The sequence below is a fragment of the Ruminococcus flavefaciens genome (assembly GCF_900143025.1).
In the GTDB taxonomy this organism is placed as follows: domain Bacteria; phylum Bacillota; class Clostridia; order Oscillospirales; family Ruminococcaceae; genus Ruminococcus; species Ruminococcus flavefaciens_I.
The window spans coordinates 225,762-243,634 of record NZ_FRCT01000001.1 but is presented as its reverse complement, the minus strand read 5'-3'; the positions used below and the strand labels follow the sequence as shown (position 1 = coordinate 243,634).

Here is a 17,873-nt window from a genome sequence, read left to right as displayed (position 1 = left end):
TTTTCCTCCGTATTTTATTCAGACTGTTATTTCGATAAGATTGCCCTCTATTACAGCGATACAGCTCTCGTAATAGCCGTCACCAGTCGTTCGCGGACCGCTTTTCACTTCGTATCCTGCCGAACGCAGACGCTCCGTAAGCTCGTCCACCTTTTCTCTGCTGCCGACACTGAATGCTATATGAGCGTAACCTGTGCGCTCAGCGGCTTTATCTGTATCTGCGACCTGCGGCTTGTTCATCAGCTCCAGCCTTGCGCCGCCGTCAAAGCTTATAAAATAAGACCTGAAGCCTGTATTCTTATTATGATAGCCGCTGTTGGAACGTCCGCCAAGATATTCCGTGAAGAAATCCCGCGCTGCTTCAAGGTCGTTTACGTACATTGCTATGTGTTCTATCTGCATTTCTGCCTCCGTTTTTATTTGTCGGGAGCTTCATAGAAGAAAAGTCCCTCTGCGCGGACAAGCTGCGCTATCAGCTCCTTTGCTTCATCATTCTCTGTGTAAACCACCGTGTACAGGTCATCACTGTTGAAAGTAAGCAATGTGCCGCACCCAGGCAGTATCATATTCATATAACTGTTTTCGCCGCAGAAGTATTTTTCAAGCAGCATAACGAGCTTTTCTGCCCCATTTATCTCAAAAGCTCCATTGTTAGTGACTGCGATGATATCATAATAGCAATATAGCTTCAGTAGGATATTTGTGAGACTGCGGTCAAGCTCGTCCCTGTTATTACGAAAGTATTTCTCAACGTCAAAATAACGGTTATCGGCTTTCTCCTGAACAGTCCTCGGAAATATATCTATGAGGTACGCTTTGTTCATCATAAGCTCATCAACGACCATGCTTTTATCCGCTTCTTTTTCCATGTAAACAAATTCAAGCTCGTCATTTACAGCCTTACGCGCAAATATCCTGTAGCCGTTTTTCTCGTATAATCTGATATTGTCCTTGCTCCGCGTGCTCGTAAAAAGCTCATAGCGCTTATTCGGGAAGCACTTTTCTATTTCCGCAAGCAGCCTTGTTCCCAAGCCTTTATTCCTGTGGTCGGGGTGTACCATAAGCTTGCCGATGTATACAGTCCCGTCCTGCTCTCTTGCGCGTACAGAACCGATGATAGAACCATCATCACCCACCATTTTCAATGTTGATCCGTTATCGTATTCGTCAATCACCTCTTCAAGTGTCTGCCTGAGCGGCGGGATATCCCTGCTCCCGAACAATTCCGCCTCGCTCTGATATGCAAGATATTGCAGCTGCAATATCTCCTGAAGATCGTCTTTTTCGGCTTTTTTTATTTCGTTCATGGCGTTCTCCTTATCGTTTACGCAATACTGCCCGATCTGTTTATTGCTTCTATTATAACCGAAATCCCGAGAGTTTTCAAGTGGTGGAGCAAGGAAACTGCGCTTTTAAGATAAAAAAATTAATCCAGTAACAAAAACAGTTTTTCTTTGTGAATGGTGTGTAAAAATTCTGAATACTGTTGACACCGCTTTGTAAGCATGATACAATTATTATAGGATATTATTGGAAAGGCAGTAATATATTATGGATAAAACGATCATTATTGAAAAACTCAAACATAAAAACGAGATCCTGCCCAATGAATTTGACGGAACATACCGCTCTGTCCATGAAGCGATAGAGTCTTATGCAAAGGTGAGAAAGATCGCGCTCATTGATTACAATGACCTTGAACTGATGTATTACCTGTCCCTTGGGTTATGGAAAAATGATAAAAAAGAACTGAAACACTACATTCAGAAAAGCCACCTGCTCCACAATGACAAGCTGCTGCTTGAAAAAAAGCTTGAAAAAATATGGAGCAAGGGTTCAAGAATGTTGTTCAACCATGTTATTGAAAAAGAGGAAATGGAGTTCCTTACAGTTCCCGTATCCTTCAAGGATCTGCCTGTAGCTAAAAACTCGGAGTCGATACAGTTCTTTTTCAAGATGTGCATAAACATTTCAGGGCTTGAAAACGACGGAAAGCTTTTTGACACCGCTCAGCAGATGCTCAACTCTCAGGTAAAAAATTCGGGTCTTCCTGTCTTTGCCGTGTCAAGGATACTTCACTGCCTGAAGCCCTTTACCTTCCCTATCCTCTGTGAGAGCGCTACCGATTCCATCGTTTTCAAGACCCTTGACATCGGACTTTGCTGCTATGATGATATATCGCAGTATATCACAAACTGCCGCAAGGTTCTGGATTTCCGCAACTCCATATTCAAATTCCAGAACATGAGAGTATTTGATATAATGTCATGGGAAATGCTCTATGCAAAGGACGAGCCGGAGGAGCTGGAAAAACACGGCAAGATACGTCAGCGAAAAAAGGCAAAAGCTGCTCTCAACCAGATATTGTATGGTCCTCCGGGAACAGGTAAGACCTATAATGTCGTAAAGTATGCAGTCGAGCTTATCGAGGGCGAAAAAATAGCAGAGGGCGAGCCCTATGCTGCAATAAAGGAACGCTATGAACAGTATGCCGCCTCGGGACAGATAAAGTTCACCACCTTCCACCAGTCATTTAGCTACGAGGAATTTGTTGAGGGTATCCGTCCTGTTGTAGTTGATAAATACGGCAACGATACAAATATCGCTCACGCCGAAACTACTGTCATTTACCGCCCTTACAACGGCGTTTTCAAGGTGCTGTGCGAGAAGGCTGCAAAGAGTCCGCATATGAACTTTGTGGCGATAATCGACGAGATAAACCGCGGAAATATCTCAAGGATATTCGGCGAGCTCATCACTCTTATCGAGGAGTCAAAACGCGGTACTTCTATTATCCTGCCCTATTCGCAGTCAGAATTCTCTGTGCCCCAGAACCTTTATATCCTCGGTACTATGAATACTGCCGACCGCTCTATCGCTATGCTCGATACTGCGCTGAGAAGAAGATTTGACTTCACAGAAATGATGCCCGAACCGTGGCTGCTCGGCAACTGCGACGGCGTTGACCTCTGCGAGCTGCTTACCGCGCTGAATGAGCGCATAGAATACTACTACGACCGCGAACACGCTATAGGTCATGCATACTTTATGAACAGCAATGGCTGCATCACCACCCTCGATGAGCTTAGAGATGTTTTCGCCACAAAGATAATACCTCTGCTTCAGGAGTATTTCTTCGATGACTACGAAAGGATAAGGCTTATCCTGAACGATAAAAATACCTTCATCGAGTGCGTTGTTCCTAAGTATATCAAGCAGTTCGATTCGGGACAGAAGCTCTACCGCCTCGGAAATCCCGATAAATGGGAAATGGACGATTTCATAAACATCTACCGCGATATTTCCTGATGAACGGAGAATACAATGTACACAAGACATATTTGCATATCAGCAAACGAAAGGATAGCCGTTTCCGGGGAAAATACCGGGCTGTCCAAGCTGCTGAGGGATTTTGCCGAGTTATGTGCAGCTGACGGCAGAAAAGTCGTCATTGCAGGCAGAAAAAACGGTGCTGAAAAATTCATGATCGGCTCTTACTGCGGAGCTGTCTGCTTCACGGACGGTACTCTTATCGAGATACTGCCGAGTACAAGGGACAGCATTGCTGATGCAAGAAAGGCGCTCTGTAACGAGTTTTGCAGGCGAAGCGGCTTTACCTTTGATCCTTACGGTTTTGACCCCGAGATGAACTTCATGGAGTATTTCATATCCGTTTTTGCAGGCGAAACAATGAAGATAATCAAAAGCGGTGTGCTTTCCACGTATACAAGCCGTGAGGAGAATATGACATCGGTGCAGGGTACTATTCTTTTTCCTGAGAATATCCGCCGCAATCTCGTCCACAGAGAGCGTATTTACGTGCGGCACGATATCTTTACTCCCGACCGCGCCGAAAACCGTATCATAAAAGCTGCCGCTGCAAAGCTTATCAAGGTTACAGCTAATTCTCACAGCTCTCATCTTCTTATGGAAGCTCTGTCATACCTTGACGAAGTCAAAAAGCCATATGACGTTGCCGCAGAATTCAGCAAGTGCATAAACACGCGCAATACGAAAAAATACAGCACAACTCTCAATATATGCCGAATGATGTTCGACAAAAATGAGGGGACTTCCTTTTGGGGAAAGGATATTTCCTGTGCTCAGTTCTACAGAATATCCCCTAAATCTGATAAATAACATTAAAAAGCCTCCTATGGTCAAGCAGACCGCAGGAGGCTTTGTTATTGCTAAAAACTCAATTATGATACTTAGCCTTGTCCATTTCACGGATAGCAGCACGGCGTATCTTGCCGCTTCCCACTGTCTTTGGCAGTTCGGGAACAAATTCAACGACTCTCGGGTACTTGTAAGGCGCTGTACGCTCCTTGACGTAATCCTTTATCTCCTTGACAAGGTCGTCCGATGGAGCCTTATCCTTTGTGAGAACGATAGTTGCCTTTACAACCTGTCCTCTTATTTCATCGGGAACGCCTGTAACCGCACATTCAAGCACGTATGGAAGTTCCATAAGTACACTTTCGATCTCGAATGGTCCGATACGGTAGCCCGATGACTTGATAACATCATCAACTCTGCCTACGTACCAGAAATAACCGTCCTCATCTACCCATGCTGTATCGCCTGTGTGATAGTAGCCCTCGCGCCATGTATCGGCAGTATTTTCCTCGTCACCGAAATAGCACAGTGCAAGTCCCGGAACACCGTAGCCCTGAGCACTCTCGTTCTTCAGCTTAATGCATATCTCACCTGTTTCGCCCACACCTGCGGGAGTACCGTCAGGGAGAAGCACCTGCACGTCATACTGAGGATTTGGCTTGCCCATGCTGCCAGGCTTAGGCTCCATACCTACAACGTTTGCGATAGTAAGCGTGGTCTCTGTCTGACCAAAGCCCTCCATGAGCTTGATGCCTGTTGCACGCTGGAACTGGTAGAATACCTCGGGATTGAGAGCTTCACCTGCTATGCAGGCATATTTAAGCGATGAAAGGTCGTACTTGGAAAGGTCTTCCTTAATGAAGAAACGGTACATAGTAGGAGGTGCACAGAAGGAAGTAACGTTGTACTTCTTGAACATGGGAAGTATATCATCTGCGTGGAAACGGTCGAAGTCGTAAACGAATACGGCAGCCTCGCACATCCACTGACCGTATAGCTTGCCCCAGAGCGCCTTGCCCCAGCCTGTATCAGAGATAGTGAAGTGGAGACCGTTAGGGTCGGCATTCTGCCAGTAACGTGCAGTCACATAGTGACCGAGAGGATACTGATAGCTGTGGAGTACGAGCTTAGGATTGCCCGATGTACCGGAACTGAAAAAGATAAGCATTGGGTCTGTTCCGCAGGGAGTCTCGGCAGTACGCTCAAAATGTGTGCTGTATGCGGAAAGCTCTGCATTGAAATCATGCCAGCCCTCACGCTGTCCGTTCACCAATACCTTTGTCCTGAGTGAAGGTGAAACTGCACAAGCCTTATCTACTTCGTCGGCAACTTCACCGTCGGCAGTACATACGATAGCAGATACCTCTGCCGAATTGAAGCGGTACTCCAGATCGTGCTCCTTCAGCATATTAGATGCAGGGATAACAAGAGCTCCGATGCGGTGAAGAGCGATTATCGAGAACCAGAACTGATAATGACGCTTCAGTATGAGCATTACACGGTCGCCCTTCTTGATGCCGAGCGACTTGAAATAATTGGCGGTCTGGCAGGAGTATTTCTTAATATCCTTGAATGTGAAACGACGCTCGTTCTTATTTACATCAACGTATATCATTGCAGTCTTGTCAGGACATTTTTCTGCCATTGCATCAACAATGTCGTATGCAAAGTTGAACTTATCCTGATTTTCAAAATTTACTGCGCTGAGTATACCCTCATCGTTGGTCTCGCACTTTACGAATTTTTCAGCTACGGGGTGGAGCAGACCTGCTTTATCCACATTTGTGATATGATGCTCTGCTACCTGCTCCTTGTATTCGGTCATGCCTGTTGTGCCGCGTGGAGGCATAACGAATGCATATATCTCGCAGTCCTCGCCGCCGAGAGCTACCTCGTCATGGGGCATTGAGCTGTCGTAGTAGATACAGTCGCCCTCATGGAGTATCTCCGTATGAGAACCAACTGTCATGCGCAGTGTGCCCTTGATAACGATATCCATTTCCTGTCCTGCGTGACTTGCCATGTGCAGCGGCTGTGAGAGTGCTTCCTCGGAATAAGGGATAACTACATGGAAAGGTTCAACTGTCTTGTTCTTGAATTTATATGCAAGGCGGTTGTAGGCAAAGCCCTTTCTGCGGACTATCGGTACTCCCTCGCCTTTACGTGTGACAGTATAGCCGCTGAGCTCAGGGCTGCTGCCCTCCATAAGCTCGGTTATCTCAACGTTAAAGGTGTTTGCACATTTATAAATAAAGGTAAAACTGAAATCCTGCTCGCCTGATTCCAGCTTCTTGTATTCTTCTACGGAATAATCTGTTGCAGCAGCCATTTCCTCAACGGAAATACCAAGGTCCTCACGCAGATGCGAAATACGCTCAGCGACCTCCTTGATCCTGACTTCTGCATTCTGTAATTCTGTCATCTCGCTCATGATTATCTCTCCTTTTAAATTTAAATATCGGAAAATGAAACGGGTGCTTAGAAATACTCTCGCAGTCTTTGCCGCGAAAAAACAAAAAAGCTCGTCTCAAAGATCCGTTCTTTGAGACGAGCATCATTAACTGATTACCCGCGGTACCACTCAAATTGTGCCGCTATTGCGTAACACCACTTCAGACTCCAGCAAGCCCTATTCATTCACGCAGAATCACGGGAACGCTTACTGACAGTTTTCAGCATTCCGGCTCAGAAGGGATACATAGCATTGCTTATCACCGACTCGCACCAACCGTCGGCTCTCTGTAGACATTGGCGATACTCTGCTTGTCTTCCTCATAGCTTATGTTTGGATTATATCACACAAAAAACATTTTGTCAAGAACTTTTTTATTTTTTTTTGAGATTATTTCATCAAACGCCTTTCTATATGCAGCTAAATTCCCCTACGGACGATAAAGAAATAATGACATATCCCGGTATGATACATTTTTCAGTGCAGGCTTTTCTGCGAAAAAACAAAAAAGTATCTCCCCGCGGCTTGCTATTATCATAATTATATGTTATAATATAAATTAACCGTTTCTTTCATTCGGAAACGGAATTCTTACACACAGATTGGAGCGATTTTTATGTCAAAGAAACCCTTTTACATTACTACACCGATTTATTATCCATCGGGCAATCCGCATATAGGTCACTGCTATACAACAGTTGCCTGCGATTCTATCGCCCGTTACAAGCGAATGCAGGGCTATGACGTAATGTTCCTTACAGGTACTGATGAGCACGGTCTTAAAATTGAGCAGAAGGCAAATGAACAGGGCATTACCCCTAAGGAGTATGTTGACATTATCGTTGACAAGTTCAAGAGCCTGTGGAAATATATGAACATATCATATGACAGATATATCCGTACTACTGACGATTACCATGTAGAAGCCGTTCAGAAGATATTCAAGGCTCTCTATGACAAGGGATATATCTACAAGGGTGAATATTCAGGCAAGTACTGTACCCCTTGTGAAAGCTTCTGGACAGATTCGCAGCTTGACGAAAACGGCTGCTGTCCCGAATGTCACAGACCCGTTAAATACGCTAAGGAAGAGGCTTACTTCTTCAAGATGTCTCCTTTTGCCGAGCGTATAGAGAAGCTTCTTCTCGAAACAGATTACCTCCGTCCGAAAACAAGAGCCGTTGAGCTCGTTAATAACTTCATAACTCCCGGTCTTGAGGACCTTTGTGTTTCAAGAACTACATTCAAATGGGGCGTACCTGTATCGTTTGATGAAAAGCACGTTGTATACGTATGGATAGACGCGCTTTCAAACTATATCACAGCTCTCGGCTATGAAAACTCGGCTCACAGCGACTATGAGAAATACTGGCCTGCTGATGTTCACATGGTAGCTAAGGATATCATGCGTTTCCATGCTATCATATGGCCTGCAATGCTCATGGCTCTCGACCTTCCGCTTCCTAAGCACCTTGCTGTTCACGGCTATATCACTATGCAGAGCAAGGGCGGCGAAAGCGTTAAGATGTCAAAGTCTCTCGGCAACGTTGTTGACCCGTTCGTACTCGGCGAGCGTTACGGCTGTGACTCTATCAGATACCATATCCTCCGCGAAATGGCTCTTGGTGCAGACAGCCTCTTCTCAAACGAGATAATGATAAACCGTATAAACTCAGACCTTGCAAACGGCTTCGGAAACCTTGTTTCACGTACAGTTGCAATGGCTGACAAGTATTTCGGCGGCACTCTCCCGACAGAGCGTGAGGCTGAGCCTATAGATGATGATTTCAAGGCTGCTGTTACGGGCTTGCGTTCAACTGTGGACGGATTTATCGACGAAACCAAGATAAAACAGGCTCTTGAAGCTATTTTTGAAGTAGTTTCACGCGCTAATAAGTATATCGACGAAACTGAGCCGTGGAAGCTTGGCAAGGACGACTCAAAGAAGCCTCGTCTTGCATCGGTTCTCTATAATCTGCTCGAAACTATCAGAATAACATCTGCGCTTCTTGCACCTTTCATGCCTACAGTTATGCCTAAGGTATGGGAGCAGATAGGCGCATCAGCTGCTGACGTTGAATACGATAAGCTGGACAAGTTTGAAGTCCTTCCTGCAAACGTAACTGTTCATAAGGGCGAGATACTCTTCCCGAGAATAGATGTTGACAAGGAAATAGAGGAGCTCAATGCTATCCTCACAAAGAACATGGAAGAGGCAAAGGCAAAGCTCTCATCAGAAGAAAAGGGCGAAGCTCCTGCAGAAGCTGAGAAGATCGAGTTAAAACCTGAGATCACAATAGATGACTTCGCTAAGGTCGAGATAAGAGTAGCTAAAGTAGTTGCCTGCGAAAAGGTCAAAAAGTCAGACAAGCTCCTATGCTTGCAGCTTGATGACGGTATGGGCGGCAGACAGGTAGTATCGGGTATCGCCCAGTACTATGAGCCTGAAGACCTTATCGGAAAGAAGCTCCAGCTCATTGCCAACCTCAAGCCTGTTAAACTCAGAGGAGTTGACAGCAACGGCATGATCTGTGCTGCTGATACTCCCGACGGCGTAAAAGTTATCTTCGTTGATGACAGTATTCCTGTTGGTTCAAAGATAAGATAAGTTCAATTTGTTTTTCACTGTCTTGTTATTAAAAACATGATCCATTTCATTTTATGCGGAGAGTGAAAATAGTATAACAGTTCTATGTGTTTACAAAAATCAGCCTGCACGATCGCGCAGGCTGATTTTTTTGTTTAGGATATAAAAATGAGATCTGATGTATGAAGCAGATACGAAAAACAAATAGTGCGCAGGATCACAATAGGTTTATACTTTTTGTTGCGATCTTATTCTGAAATACGCTATCATGCTCAACAAATATCAACGTTGGATTATATTTAAGCAAAAGTTCCTCTATCTGCATTCTTGAAATTATATCAATATAATTAAGGGGTTCGTCCCATACGTAAAGATTTGCTTTCTCGCATAAACTTCTTGCGATAAGGATCTTTTTCTTCTGCCCTTCGCTCAGATCTTCAATCTTCTTCTCAAACTGTATTCGTTCAAAATCAAGCTTGCGAAGAATAGTTTTGAATAGACTTTCATCTATTCCATAGCTTATTGTATAATCTTTAAGATCCCCCTTCAGTTCGGACGTATCCTGCGGAACATACGATATTTTCAGCTGACTGCCTATATTTATATTTCCCGTATACTTCAGTTTTTGTCCGCAGATCAACTTTAACAATGTTGACTTTCCGCACCCGTTTTTTCCGTTTACTGCTATCCTGTCGCCCCGACGTATATTGAAATCCAGACCTGAACAAGCCTTTTTGTCGCCATAGTAAATTGCAAGATCTGCTGCTGAAACAAGCATATCCTTTACATATGGTTCAGGAGATAATTTCAGCGGAGAAGACCTGTCAATATTTTTCAATAAATTTTTCTTTTCCTCAATTGCAGAATCCTGTCTTGACTGTATCTGAATAGCTCTTGACATCATTTTTTTGGATTTTGCAGCCTGATTTGAACGATGAGAAATGCTTTTTTCGGTTTTTGACGGATCTATACCTATCTTTTTCCCTTCTGCTTTGGCAGACCATTCAGAAGTTCGTTTTGCAGCTGCCGAAAGATGTTTTATCTCTTTTTTCAGCCTTTCATTCTCCGACAGTTCATAATTATCCTGCATTTGCTTATTTGCCCACCATGACGAAAAATTTCCGCGCTGAACATCAATATTAGCTCTGTTTATAGAAATAATGTGATCTATGCACGAATCCAAAAGGACTCTGTCATGCGAAACAAGTATAAAGCCTTTTTTCTTTTTCAGATATGAACTTATCGTCTTCCTTGCCTCAATATCAAGATGATTAGTTGGCTCGTCAAGAAGAAGGAATTTATTCTCGCCTGCAAACAATGCTCCCATCATTACCTTTATCTGTTCACCATTTGATAAAGTATCAAATGAACGATACATTACCTCTGCATCAACATTAAGCAATGACAGTTCTCTGATAAATTCCCAATCCTCAATTTCAGGACACATTTCATGCATTACATCAAGTGTTAACTGTGTTTTATCAGCTACATGATATGGAAAATATGCAAAATCAATATCACTGATTATTTTCCCTTGATATTCATAATCCCCTAAAAGGAGCTTTAGAAATGTTGTTTTTCCACGGCCGTTACGCCCTGTAAAACCAAGCTTCCAATTTGTATCAATATTAATACTGACATTTTCAAAAACATTATCATAACCGCCGTCATAACCAAATGTCAGATTTTGGACACATATATTTGACATCTTTAGCCTCCGAAATCTCTGTTTATAAAGCTTACTTTAACTTCCTGTTCCCGAATAATGTGCTGCTCCGATCATAAACACTTTATAGGAAATAAAAAAGAATATTGCCGATATAAGCGGGAGCAAAAGTATTGATTTGTCAAAGCTGTCCGGATGCAGAAAAAAATCAGACGGATAAAACGAAATAAAACCAACAGGTATAATATATGTAAATATTAATTTCAGTGATTTGCTGTATATAGTCATAGGATATTTCGCATAATCTTTAAATTTAGTTGCCAAAGTCATAACACTGTCAGAATTAACTATCCAGAAACTTGTCGAAGATGATATTATCAAAAAGCTTATCATTATACCGGAACTGAAAATAAACATCACTATCATAGATATGATGTTGAACAATGAAAAAGCATGATCCATTTTTATCATTGACCATATAAGTAATCCTGTACCAAACAAGCCTTGTGTAAGTCCTTTGACCTCTACAACTTCTGATGTAAAGCTGAACATTATATCCAATGGTCTGAAATAATACTTTATAAATGTTCCCTCTTTGATAAAAGTCTTCAAATTCCAGAAATTATCAAAGAAAACAGCAGCAGGCATCAGTGCCAGCAGAGAAAAACTGTACATGAATACCATTTCATAATATGACCAGCCTTTAAAAGTATCAATAGACTGAAGCAGAATAAATATTGTAAGTACCTCTAAAACGCTCGTTACCAGTACGCCAATTGATGAAATAATGAAATCGGCTCTATATGTCATTTTAGTCTTTATACACATAGCCGCCATTTTTGAATATAGCTTTATATACCTTTTCAATTTCATATCTTTATCTGCCCACTCCAAAAAAATCGCGGAATTTATAATAAGTACATTCAGCTATTTCCTGTTCACTCATACATCTGTCACGCAATAAACGTATCATATTAAATATCCCTCTCTTCCTGAACATTTCCCAATCAGAAGAAACTTTTTCGTCATCAGAACAGGATATTATCGCATCATTATAACTCGTTGATATTAAGTATCTGCTCAGATCAGCAATTTTACTGATATCAGCTTTATTAACATCAATGTATGAAATTCCGCGATCAGACGCACTTGAAAGATAATCGGATTCAAACATTACGTTATCAGAATCTCCGAATATATCCCTTATTTCAGGTATTACCGAATGATAAATATCAGGATCAAAATTCCTGAAAAATATTTTTGCCTTCATAGCTAAACATCGGATATCATTCAATACCCCTTCCGCTGTGAGCGCATCGGTAACATCTATTGTAAAGAATATATTTTCAGTTATCATTATATCTGACTCGATAAGCTCTTTAATATCATCAGTTCCGATGACGACACCGATAGCAGGAATATATTTTGGAGCTTTATCAGAATATACTTCTATAAACCTTTTCAGATCAGCGATACCTTTATAACGCTTATATGCCACAAGCTTCCAACGTCTTTTATATCCGATATTATTGACAGTGTCTATATTATCCTCAGATATATCGGTACAATCTGTAAAATCAAGACTTATCGGCATGAAACATAAGTATTCATTCATAATCTTACCCTCCAAAAGCTTTCTGCTCCCAGTATCCCCGGGCAATCAAGTAATCCCGGATAATGACTTTTCAATACATTTATCTGCGAAGTATAAAGCCTGAACGTATCTATCTTTTTCAAGAGCTGTTCTCTTTCCAGGTCTACACGCTCTGCATTATCAAGTACAGCCCTAATGCAGTGAATAGTCTTATCCCAGTCGTACTCTTTTTTATCAGTATTTCTTTCGGCTGCATACGGATAATCAGCATAAAGATACAGTTCGATATCCTTATCCCTGAACAGTTCCAAAGCTGCATCCCTAACAGCAATATGATCCGGATGAGCACCTATTCCAATCGGGGCATATAATTCATCTGCTTCTCCTACAGCTTTATCAAGCTGTTTTTTTATTACCTTGATATCTTTATTTCTGTCATAAGGATTGTCCAGAAAATCAAGATGTCTATATGATACGCCTATTCTTTCACAAACCCTCTGATCTTCCTTACGCCTTGTTATTGCTGCAAAAGCTGCCGAATCGAATCCACACTTTTTATCAGCTGACGACACCGTCGTCAGCTGATCAGGTATACCGCCGCATACCGTAACAATAATAGTGCCAAAAGAGATTTTTGACCATGCAGACAAAACCGCATCATCAAAATGAGGTGATAATAATACTCGTCTTTTATTCATTTAACAGCTCTTTGAAATATACAACAAACTTTTCAACTTCTGATCTGTCTGACAAAAGAACTCGATGATGCAGCCATATGCTGTTTTCAGAAATATATCTTGCATTCGGTGTATCATTCAATGTAACATTAAGGTAAGGTATTTCATTCTTGTTCTTATAATCGTCAAAAATCTTCAGATCTGTAAGCGGAGGATACGGAAGTCCTGTAGGCACATCATCTTCATGGAACTTATTAAATATATATGCGCATTTCTCGCTGCCATAAACTTCGGGATCGATCATAATAACATAATTATAGAACGCCTTTTTTGTCATGTTTTCATTGTATTTCTGAACCTTTATACCTTTTATAGCACTAAGTTCTTCAGTAAGATATTTATAATTATTCTCACGTATCTCCTGCTGATGATTTTTATACCTTAATATCTGAGCATTAAGAACAGCTGCCTGAAAATCAGACATTCTATTATTTGTTCCAACGGTAGAATGACCATATACAGATGTTCTTGATTCACGACCGCAATTGACATAGTTCCATGCTTTATCCTCTAATTCCTGAGTCTTTGCAATAACAAATCCTCCTTCGCCGCTGCTTATAAGCTTTGAATGCTGGAAAGAGAAGCTTCCAAACTCACCGAAAGTACCTGCTCCCTTTCCTTTCCACTCACTGCCGTGTGCATGAGCACAGTCTTCTATAACGGCAATGCCATGCTTTGAGGCAATGCTCATCAATCTATCCATGTCACACATCGCTCCTGCAAGATGAACTACAATAACAGCCTTGGTTTTAGGAGTTATCGCTTTTTCAAGCTCATCAAGATCCATACAAAAATCATCTTTGTCAACATCAATTATCACAGGATCAGCATTCATTCTTATTACAGCAGATACAGTTGAATAAAAAGTAAGAGCAGGAACGATAACTTCATCACCAAAACTGATATCCAAAGCTTTAAGTGCAGATTCAATAGAAACTGTTCCGTTTGCAACTGCAAATCCATATTCGCCATGCTGCATATCAAGGAAATTTTTCCTTACCTCCTTGATGTATTTTGCGCGGCTTCCTGCCCAGAAACCGGATTCAAGCACCTCTTTGAGAGAATTGATCTCCTCATCACCATAAATAGGCCAATTTACAAAATTAAACTTCTTTGATTCCATTGATAATATTCCTTTCATTCTTAATAATATAATTTATATCATTTTTATAAATAATAACATGACCATCTTCAAGATTCTTTGCAAAATCTTCGTTTCCGTCATCAGCTTGAGCCGTCATGTAATTTACAAGGGCAGTAAGCCTTTTTACCATCATTTCAGGCAGTTCCTCCCGCTGCTGAGCGGTTGCCCCGTATGAATCCATAAATACTTTTACTTTACGTATCTGTTCATCAATATCGTCGTAATGATCAGGGTTTTCATGACTTGTAAATGGTACCCAGCGATAAACCGCATATGCTAAATCCCAGAGTACCGGTCCGGGATGCAAGGTATCAAAATCAATAATACCCATTGGTTTATCGTCGATAAGCGTAACATTATATGGTGCATAATCTCCGTGGCACATTACTTCCAAAGGAAGAACTTCGGGAAGCATCCATTTCTCATCACCCCGTAGCCTGTCCATATACTCTCTGCCTATATCATGGTATTTTCTCAGAAGCTTTGCTGAATTCATTATCATTTCGTCTTTCAAATACATATCCGGAAGCGGATAATTATAAGCGGTTCCGGGAACATATGACAAAATCTCTTCATTATTCTCTGTAAAACCATAGGGCTTCGGTACAAGCTCAAATCCTTTACTTATTAGAAATTCAAGAAACTTATGTACATCTGAGGACCACTCATTAGCAGGACGGATAACTCTATCACCGTCTTTTTTGATTTTTCCTTCTCTGCCGCCATCGAGAGTTTCATAATTTTCCATAATAATGACCTCCTTTTTTGAAATGATCAAATATCAAAAGTATCCGTATTATCCTTTTTCTTTACCAATAATCCATGATGCAGCTTCATAAACATCTTCAAACATATGACATTTTTGATATTCCGTCTCCTGATCCCCGAGGAACAGACATTCCATGCCTTTATTGGACGCAAATCCCACATCTGTCATCCTATCACCTATCATATATGTTTTACTTGCATCTATTCCATAAATCTTTTCTGCAAGATCAGCCATTCCGCAAGCGGGCTTTCTGCAATTGCAGTTATCCGAATCAAGATGCGGACATATACATGATGCTATGATCGAATACTTTTCATAATTCAATTTTTTCAGGATATCCATATGAATATCTATTGCTTCTCCGACCGTTACAAGTCCTTTACCGATCATTTTCTGATTGGTAACGATTATGATACCAATTTTATTACTATGGAGTAATTTCAATGCTTTTTCAGCAGACTCCTTTATTCTCACCTGTGACTTTGATCTTACATAATCAGGAGAATCCTCGTTTATTACTCCATCACGATCCATAAAGATTATTTTTTTGTAAGCAGTTGGATCTAAAATATGCTGTATAAATATCATTTTGCTTCCGGTATTTCCATATCGCCCCATTTGGTACAGAATATACTATCTCCACGCACTTCCGTTTCAACTATCTGGCAATTTCTGAACCAGTTCTCATAGCAGAAAATAGGTTCAAGATTACAGCATTTATGTCCGAGAAGAAGTTCAAGTATACCACTGTGGGCAACGATAAGAACATCATCTTCATCTGATTTTATGAGTTCATCAAGGAATTCTCCGCCTCTTTCAAGAACCTGCTGCGCAGTCTCACCATTACGGCCTGCTTCCACAGAAAGATTATTGTTAAGAGACCATTCTTTCCACACAACATCTAATTCCTCAAAAACTTTATCATCATTTCGTCCTTCCTTGTCGCCGACAAGAAGTTCGGAAAGACGCTTGTCACGTACTATCTCAACATTATATTTCTGATTGATTATTTCTGAAGTTTCGACTGCGCGTATCAAGGGGCTTGAATATATTTTGCTTATTTTCAGATCTGCAAGATTCTTTTTGAGTTCTTCTGCCTGATCTCTGCCGCGCTGAGTGAGCGATGGTCCGGGCGGTAAAGTTGAAAGTTTTGAGATAACATTATCTTCCGTTTCGCCATGTCTTGTAAAATAAATTTTTCTACTCATTGTTTTCCTCCTAATTCATAGATCTGAGTTCCGCCATAGTCGATATCAAACTTTAGTTCACGCATATTCTTTTCCGTAAGGATACGTCGTATCTCCTGCTGGGCGCCTTCTTTGGTGCTTATCAATATGAATCCTCCGCCGCCGGCACCAAGTATTTTACATCCGTCTGCACCGTTCTTATAGCAAAGCTCAAAAAGATCATTCATATCCGAATTTACCTTATTATTATTGAGCGAATACTTGTATTTCCAATGCTTTTGTATAATTGGTCCTATTTCATCGGGCGAATCACTTGAAAAAGCATTATATACATCTCCGACCAATTCTTTCATATAATCTACCAAACATATCGTTTTTTCATTATTCTCAACGATTTTCTTACTCTGAAACTCAAGCTGTTCTCCCGCTTTTCGACAGATATTGGTATGAAAAAGTAACAGCCTATTCTTTAAATATCCTGCACAGTTTTCTCTTACCCTGATCGGTTCGATCTCGACTGTACCGTCCTTATTAAAAGTTATCATATTCATTCCTCCAAGAGCAGATAAATAATGATCCTGCTTGCCTACGGGAAGTTTGAGTTTTTCGATCTCTATACTGCTGCTTATTTCTGCAAGCTCTTCTTTTTTCAGGCTATCATGCTCAAGAGAATATGCTGCACTGATAACAGAGTTGAGAAATGCAGCCGAACCACCAAGTCCTGAACCCGGCGGAGTATCTGATAAAATACTCATGCTGTACCTGCTTGTTACATCTGAGATCTCCATGGCAGCTCTGAGGAAAGGATTGGTTATTTCAGAAGAATTTTCGTATTCTTCAACATCATAATATTTAATAACATTTCTTTTCTGAAATTCGTTCTGAGCCGATATCATACTTGTAACGTAACTGTCTATAGAAAAGCCTATCACTTTTCCTCCGTATTTGCTGCTGTATGAAATAATATCAGAACCTCCGCCTCCCAAAGATATCCTGAAAGGCGACTTTGAAACTATTGTTTTTCCCATTTTATAATTTGCGATAAAGCTTTATCACAGGCCTCCTTTTTCAGTATTTATTGCAGAAAGACGATCAAGATGTCTTTTATATTTTTCAAGCTTAAAAAACATTTCCTCTTCATCATATTCAAAGTCATCAAAATGATCTGTTTTAAAAAATTTTTCTTTCCTAAGCTTTTCAAATTCTTCTACGTCTTTCCACGCAAATATTCTTTTATCAAAATCAGTAACTACAAAATCAAGCTCAAAATCAAGAGTAATTATTTTATTCCCTTCAATTTTAACCTTGTCCTGAAAATTAAGATAATAACTTATAAAACCTTTTTCCTTGTTTGTCAGTATCCCATAACCGATGTAGTCTTCATATGGAAAAATGTACGTAAGGTCATTGTCGCGCCACAGCTGTTCCTTCAAAGTCCATTCATCACAGCCAAGACGCAAAACTTTTCCTTCTTTGTCCGCTGCCCGCATAGTAGGAGTATCACGACATATCCTGAACGCTATATACTCGTCTGTTTTTTCAAGTATCATAACAGCACAGCTGAACCAGACTTTATCATCTATTTTATGGAGCATTTCTCCTGTTTCCATGATCTTTT

General features: G+C 41.0%; 16 protein-coding genes and 1 other annotated feature. Of the genes, 3 read left to right on the top strand and 13 right to left on the bottom strand.

The window, feature by feature from the left end:
- Positions 1 to 18: 18 nt before the first annotated feature.
- Positions 19 to 402 carry a VOC family protein gene (locus tag BUB28_RS01145; protein ID WP_072947891.1) on the bottom strand — a complete coding sequence of 128 codons (384 nt, stop codon included), beginning with the start codon at positions 400 to 402 and terminating at the stop codon, positions 19 to 21.
- Between the two features lie 14 nt (positions 403 to 416).
- On the bottom strand, positions 417 to 1,307 hold the full coding sequence (locus tag BUB28_RS17315; RefSeq protein ID WP_242939898.1) for a GNAT family N-acetyltransferase: 891 nt from the start codon (positions 1,305 to 1,307) through the stop codon (positions 417 to 419).
- A 244-nt stretch (positions 1,308 to 1,551) separates the two neighbouring features.
- On the opposite strand from BUB28_RS17315, the gene BUB28_RS17210 reads away from it, so the two are divergent.
- Both BUB28_RS17210 and BUB28_RS01125 read left to right on the top strand, forming a co-directional pair.
- On the top strand, positions 1,552 to 3,309 hold the full coding sequence (locus BUB28_RS17210) for an McrB family protein (protein WP_072947889.1): 1,758 nt from the start codon (positions 1,552 to 1,554) through the stop codon (positions 3,307 to 3,309).
- Positions 3,310 to 3,324: 15 nt separating this feature from the next.
- Complete coding sequence (locus tag BUB28_RS01125; RefSeq protein ID WP_072947888.1) at positions 3,325 to 4,140, top strand: 5-methylcytosine restriction system specificity protein McrC; 816 nt, start codon at positions 3,325 to 3,327, stop codon at positions 4,138 to 4,140.
- A 58-nt stretch (positions 4,141 to 4,198) separates the two neighbouring features.
- Here the strand turns inward: BUB28_RS01125 and BUB28_RS01120 are convergent, their stop codons facing one another.
- Positions 4,199 to 6,550, bottom strand: a complete 2,352-nt coding sequence (locus BUB28_RS01120) for an AMP-binding protein (RefSeq protein WP_072947886.1) — start codon at positions 6,548 to 6,550, stop codon at positions 4,199 to 4,201.
- A 109-nt stretch (positions 6,551 to 6,659) separates the two neighbouring features.
- Positions 6,660 to 6,904: a binding site (T-box leader), on the bottom strand.
- Positions 6,905 to 7,187: 283 nt separating this feature from the next.
- Between BUB28_RS01120 and metG the strand changes: the two genes are divergently transcribed.
- Positions 7,188 to 9,179: a methionine--tRNA ligase gene (metG, locus tag BUB28_RS01115; RefSeq protein WP_072947884.1), complete on the top strand. Its 1,992-nt coding sequence runs from the start codon at positions 7,188 to 7,190 to the stop codon at positions 9,177 to 9,179.
- Positions 9,180 to 9,375: 196 nt separating this feature from the next.
- On the opposite strand, the gene abc-f is transcribed toward metG, so the two are convergent.
- The 10 genes from abc-f to BUB28_RS01065 form a co-directional block, all read right to left on the bottom strand.
- The gene (gene abc-f, locus BUB28_RS01110; protein ID WP_072947883.1) at positions 9,376 to 10,866 is read right to left on the bottom strand and encodes a ribosomal protection-like ABC-F family protein; all 1,491 of its coding nucleotides are present in this window, start codon (positions 10,864 to 10,866) and stop codon (positions 9,376 to 9,378) included.
- Positions 10,867 to 10,902: 36 nt separating this feature from the next.
- Positions 10,903 to 11,697, bottom strand: coding sequence for an ABC transporter permease (locus BUB28_RS01105; RefSeq protein ID WP_072947881.1), 795 nt, complete (start codon positions 11,695 to 11,697; stop codon positions 10,903 to 10,905).
- A gap of 4 nt (positions 11,698 to 11,701) precedes the next feature.
- Positions 11,702 to 12,322, bottom strand: coding sequence for a hypothetical protein (locus BUB28_RS01100; RefSeq protein ID WP_175547779.1), 621 nt, complete (start codon positions 12,320 to 12,322; stop codon positions 11,702 to 11,704).
- Positions 12,323 to 12,435: 113 nt separating this feature from the next.
- The gene (locus BUB28_RS01095; RefSeq protein WP_072947878.1) at positions 12,436 to 13,116 is read right to left on the bottom strand and encodes a PIG-L deacetylase family protein; all 681 of its coding nucleotides are present in this window, start codon (positions 13,114 to 13,116) and stop codon (positions 12,436 to 12,438) included.
- Positions 13,109 to 14,278, bottom strand: coding sequence for a DegT/DnrJ/EryC1/StrS family aminotransferase (locus tag BUB28_RS01090; protein ID WP_072947877.1), 1,170 nt, complete (start codon positions 14,276 to 14,278; stop codon positions 13,109 to 13,111). The genes BUB28_RS01095 and BUB28_RS01090 overlap by 8 nt, the downstream gene beginning before the upstream one ends.
- On the bottom strand, positions 14,259 to 15,047 hold the full coding sequence (locus BUB28_RS01085; RefSeq protein WP_072947875.1) for a phosphotransferase enzyme family protein: 789 nt from the start codon (positions 15,045 to 15,047) through the stop codon (positions 14,259 to 14,261). The genes BUB28_RS01090 and BUB28_RS01085 overlap by 20 nt, the downstream gene beginning before the upstream one ends.
- Positions 15,048 to 15,095: 48 nt before the next feature.
- Entirely contained in the window at positions 15,096 to 15,602 is a 507-nt protein-coding gene (locus BUB28_RS01080; protein WP_207647069.1) for an HAD-IIIA family hydrolase, read from the bottom strand.
- Between the two features lie 50 nt (positions 15,603 to 15,652).
- Positions 15,653 to 16,276 carry a histidine phosphatase family protein gene (locus BUB28_RS01075; protein ID WP_072947872.1) on the bottom strand — a complete coding sequence of 208 codons (624 nt, stop codon included), beginning with the start codon at positions 16,274 to 16,276 and terminating at the stop codon, positions 15,653 to 15,655.
- Positions 16,273 to 17,283, bottom strand: a complete 1,011-nt coding sequence (locus BUB28_RS01070; protein WP_072947870.1) for a GHMP family kinase ATP-binding protein — start codon at positions 17,281 to 17,283, stop codon at positions 16,273 to 16,275. The genes BUB28_RS01075 and BUB28_RS01070 overlap by 4 nt, the downstream gene beginning before the upstream one ends.
- A 24-nt stretch (positions 17,284 to 17,307) precedes the next feature.
- Entirely contained in the window at positions 17,308 to 17,865 is a 558-nt protein-coding gene (locus BUB28_RS01065) for a DUF402 domain-containing protein (protein WP_072947868.1), read from the bottom strand.
- Between the last annotated feature and the right edge of the window lie 8 nt (positions 17,866 to 17,873).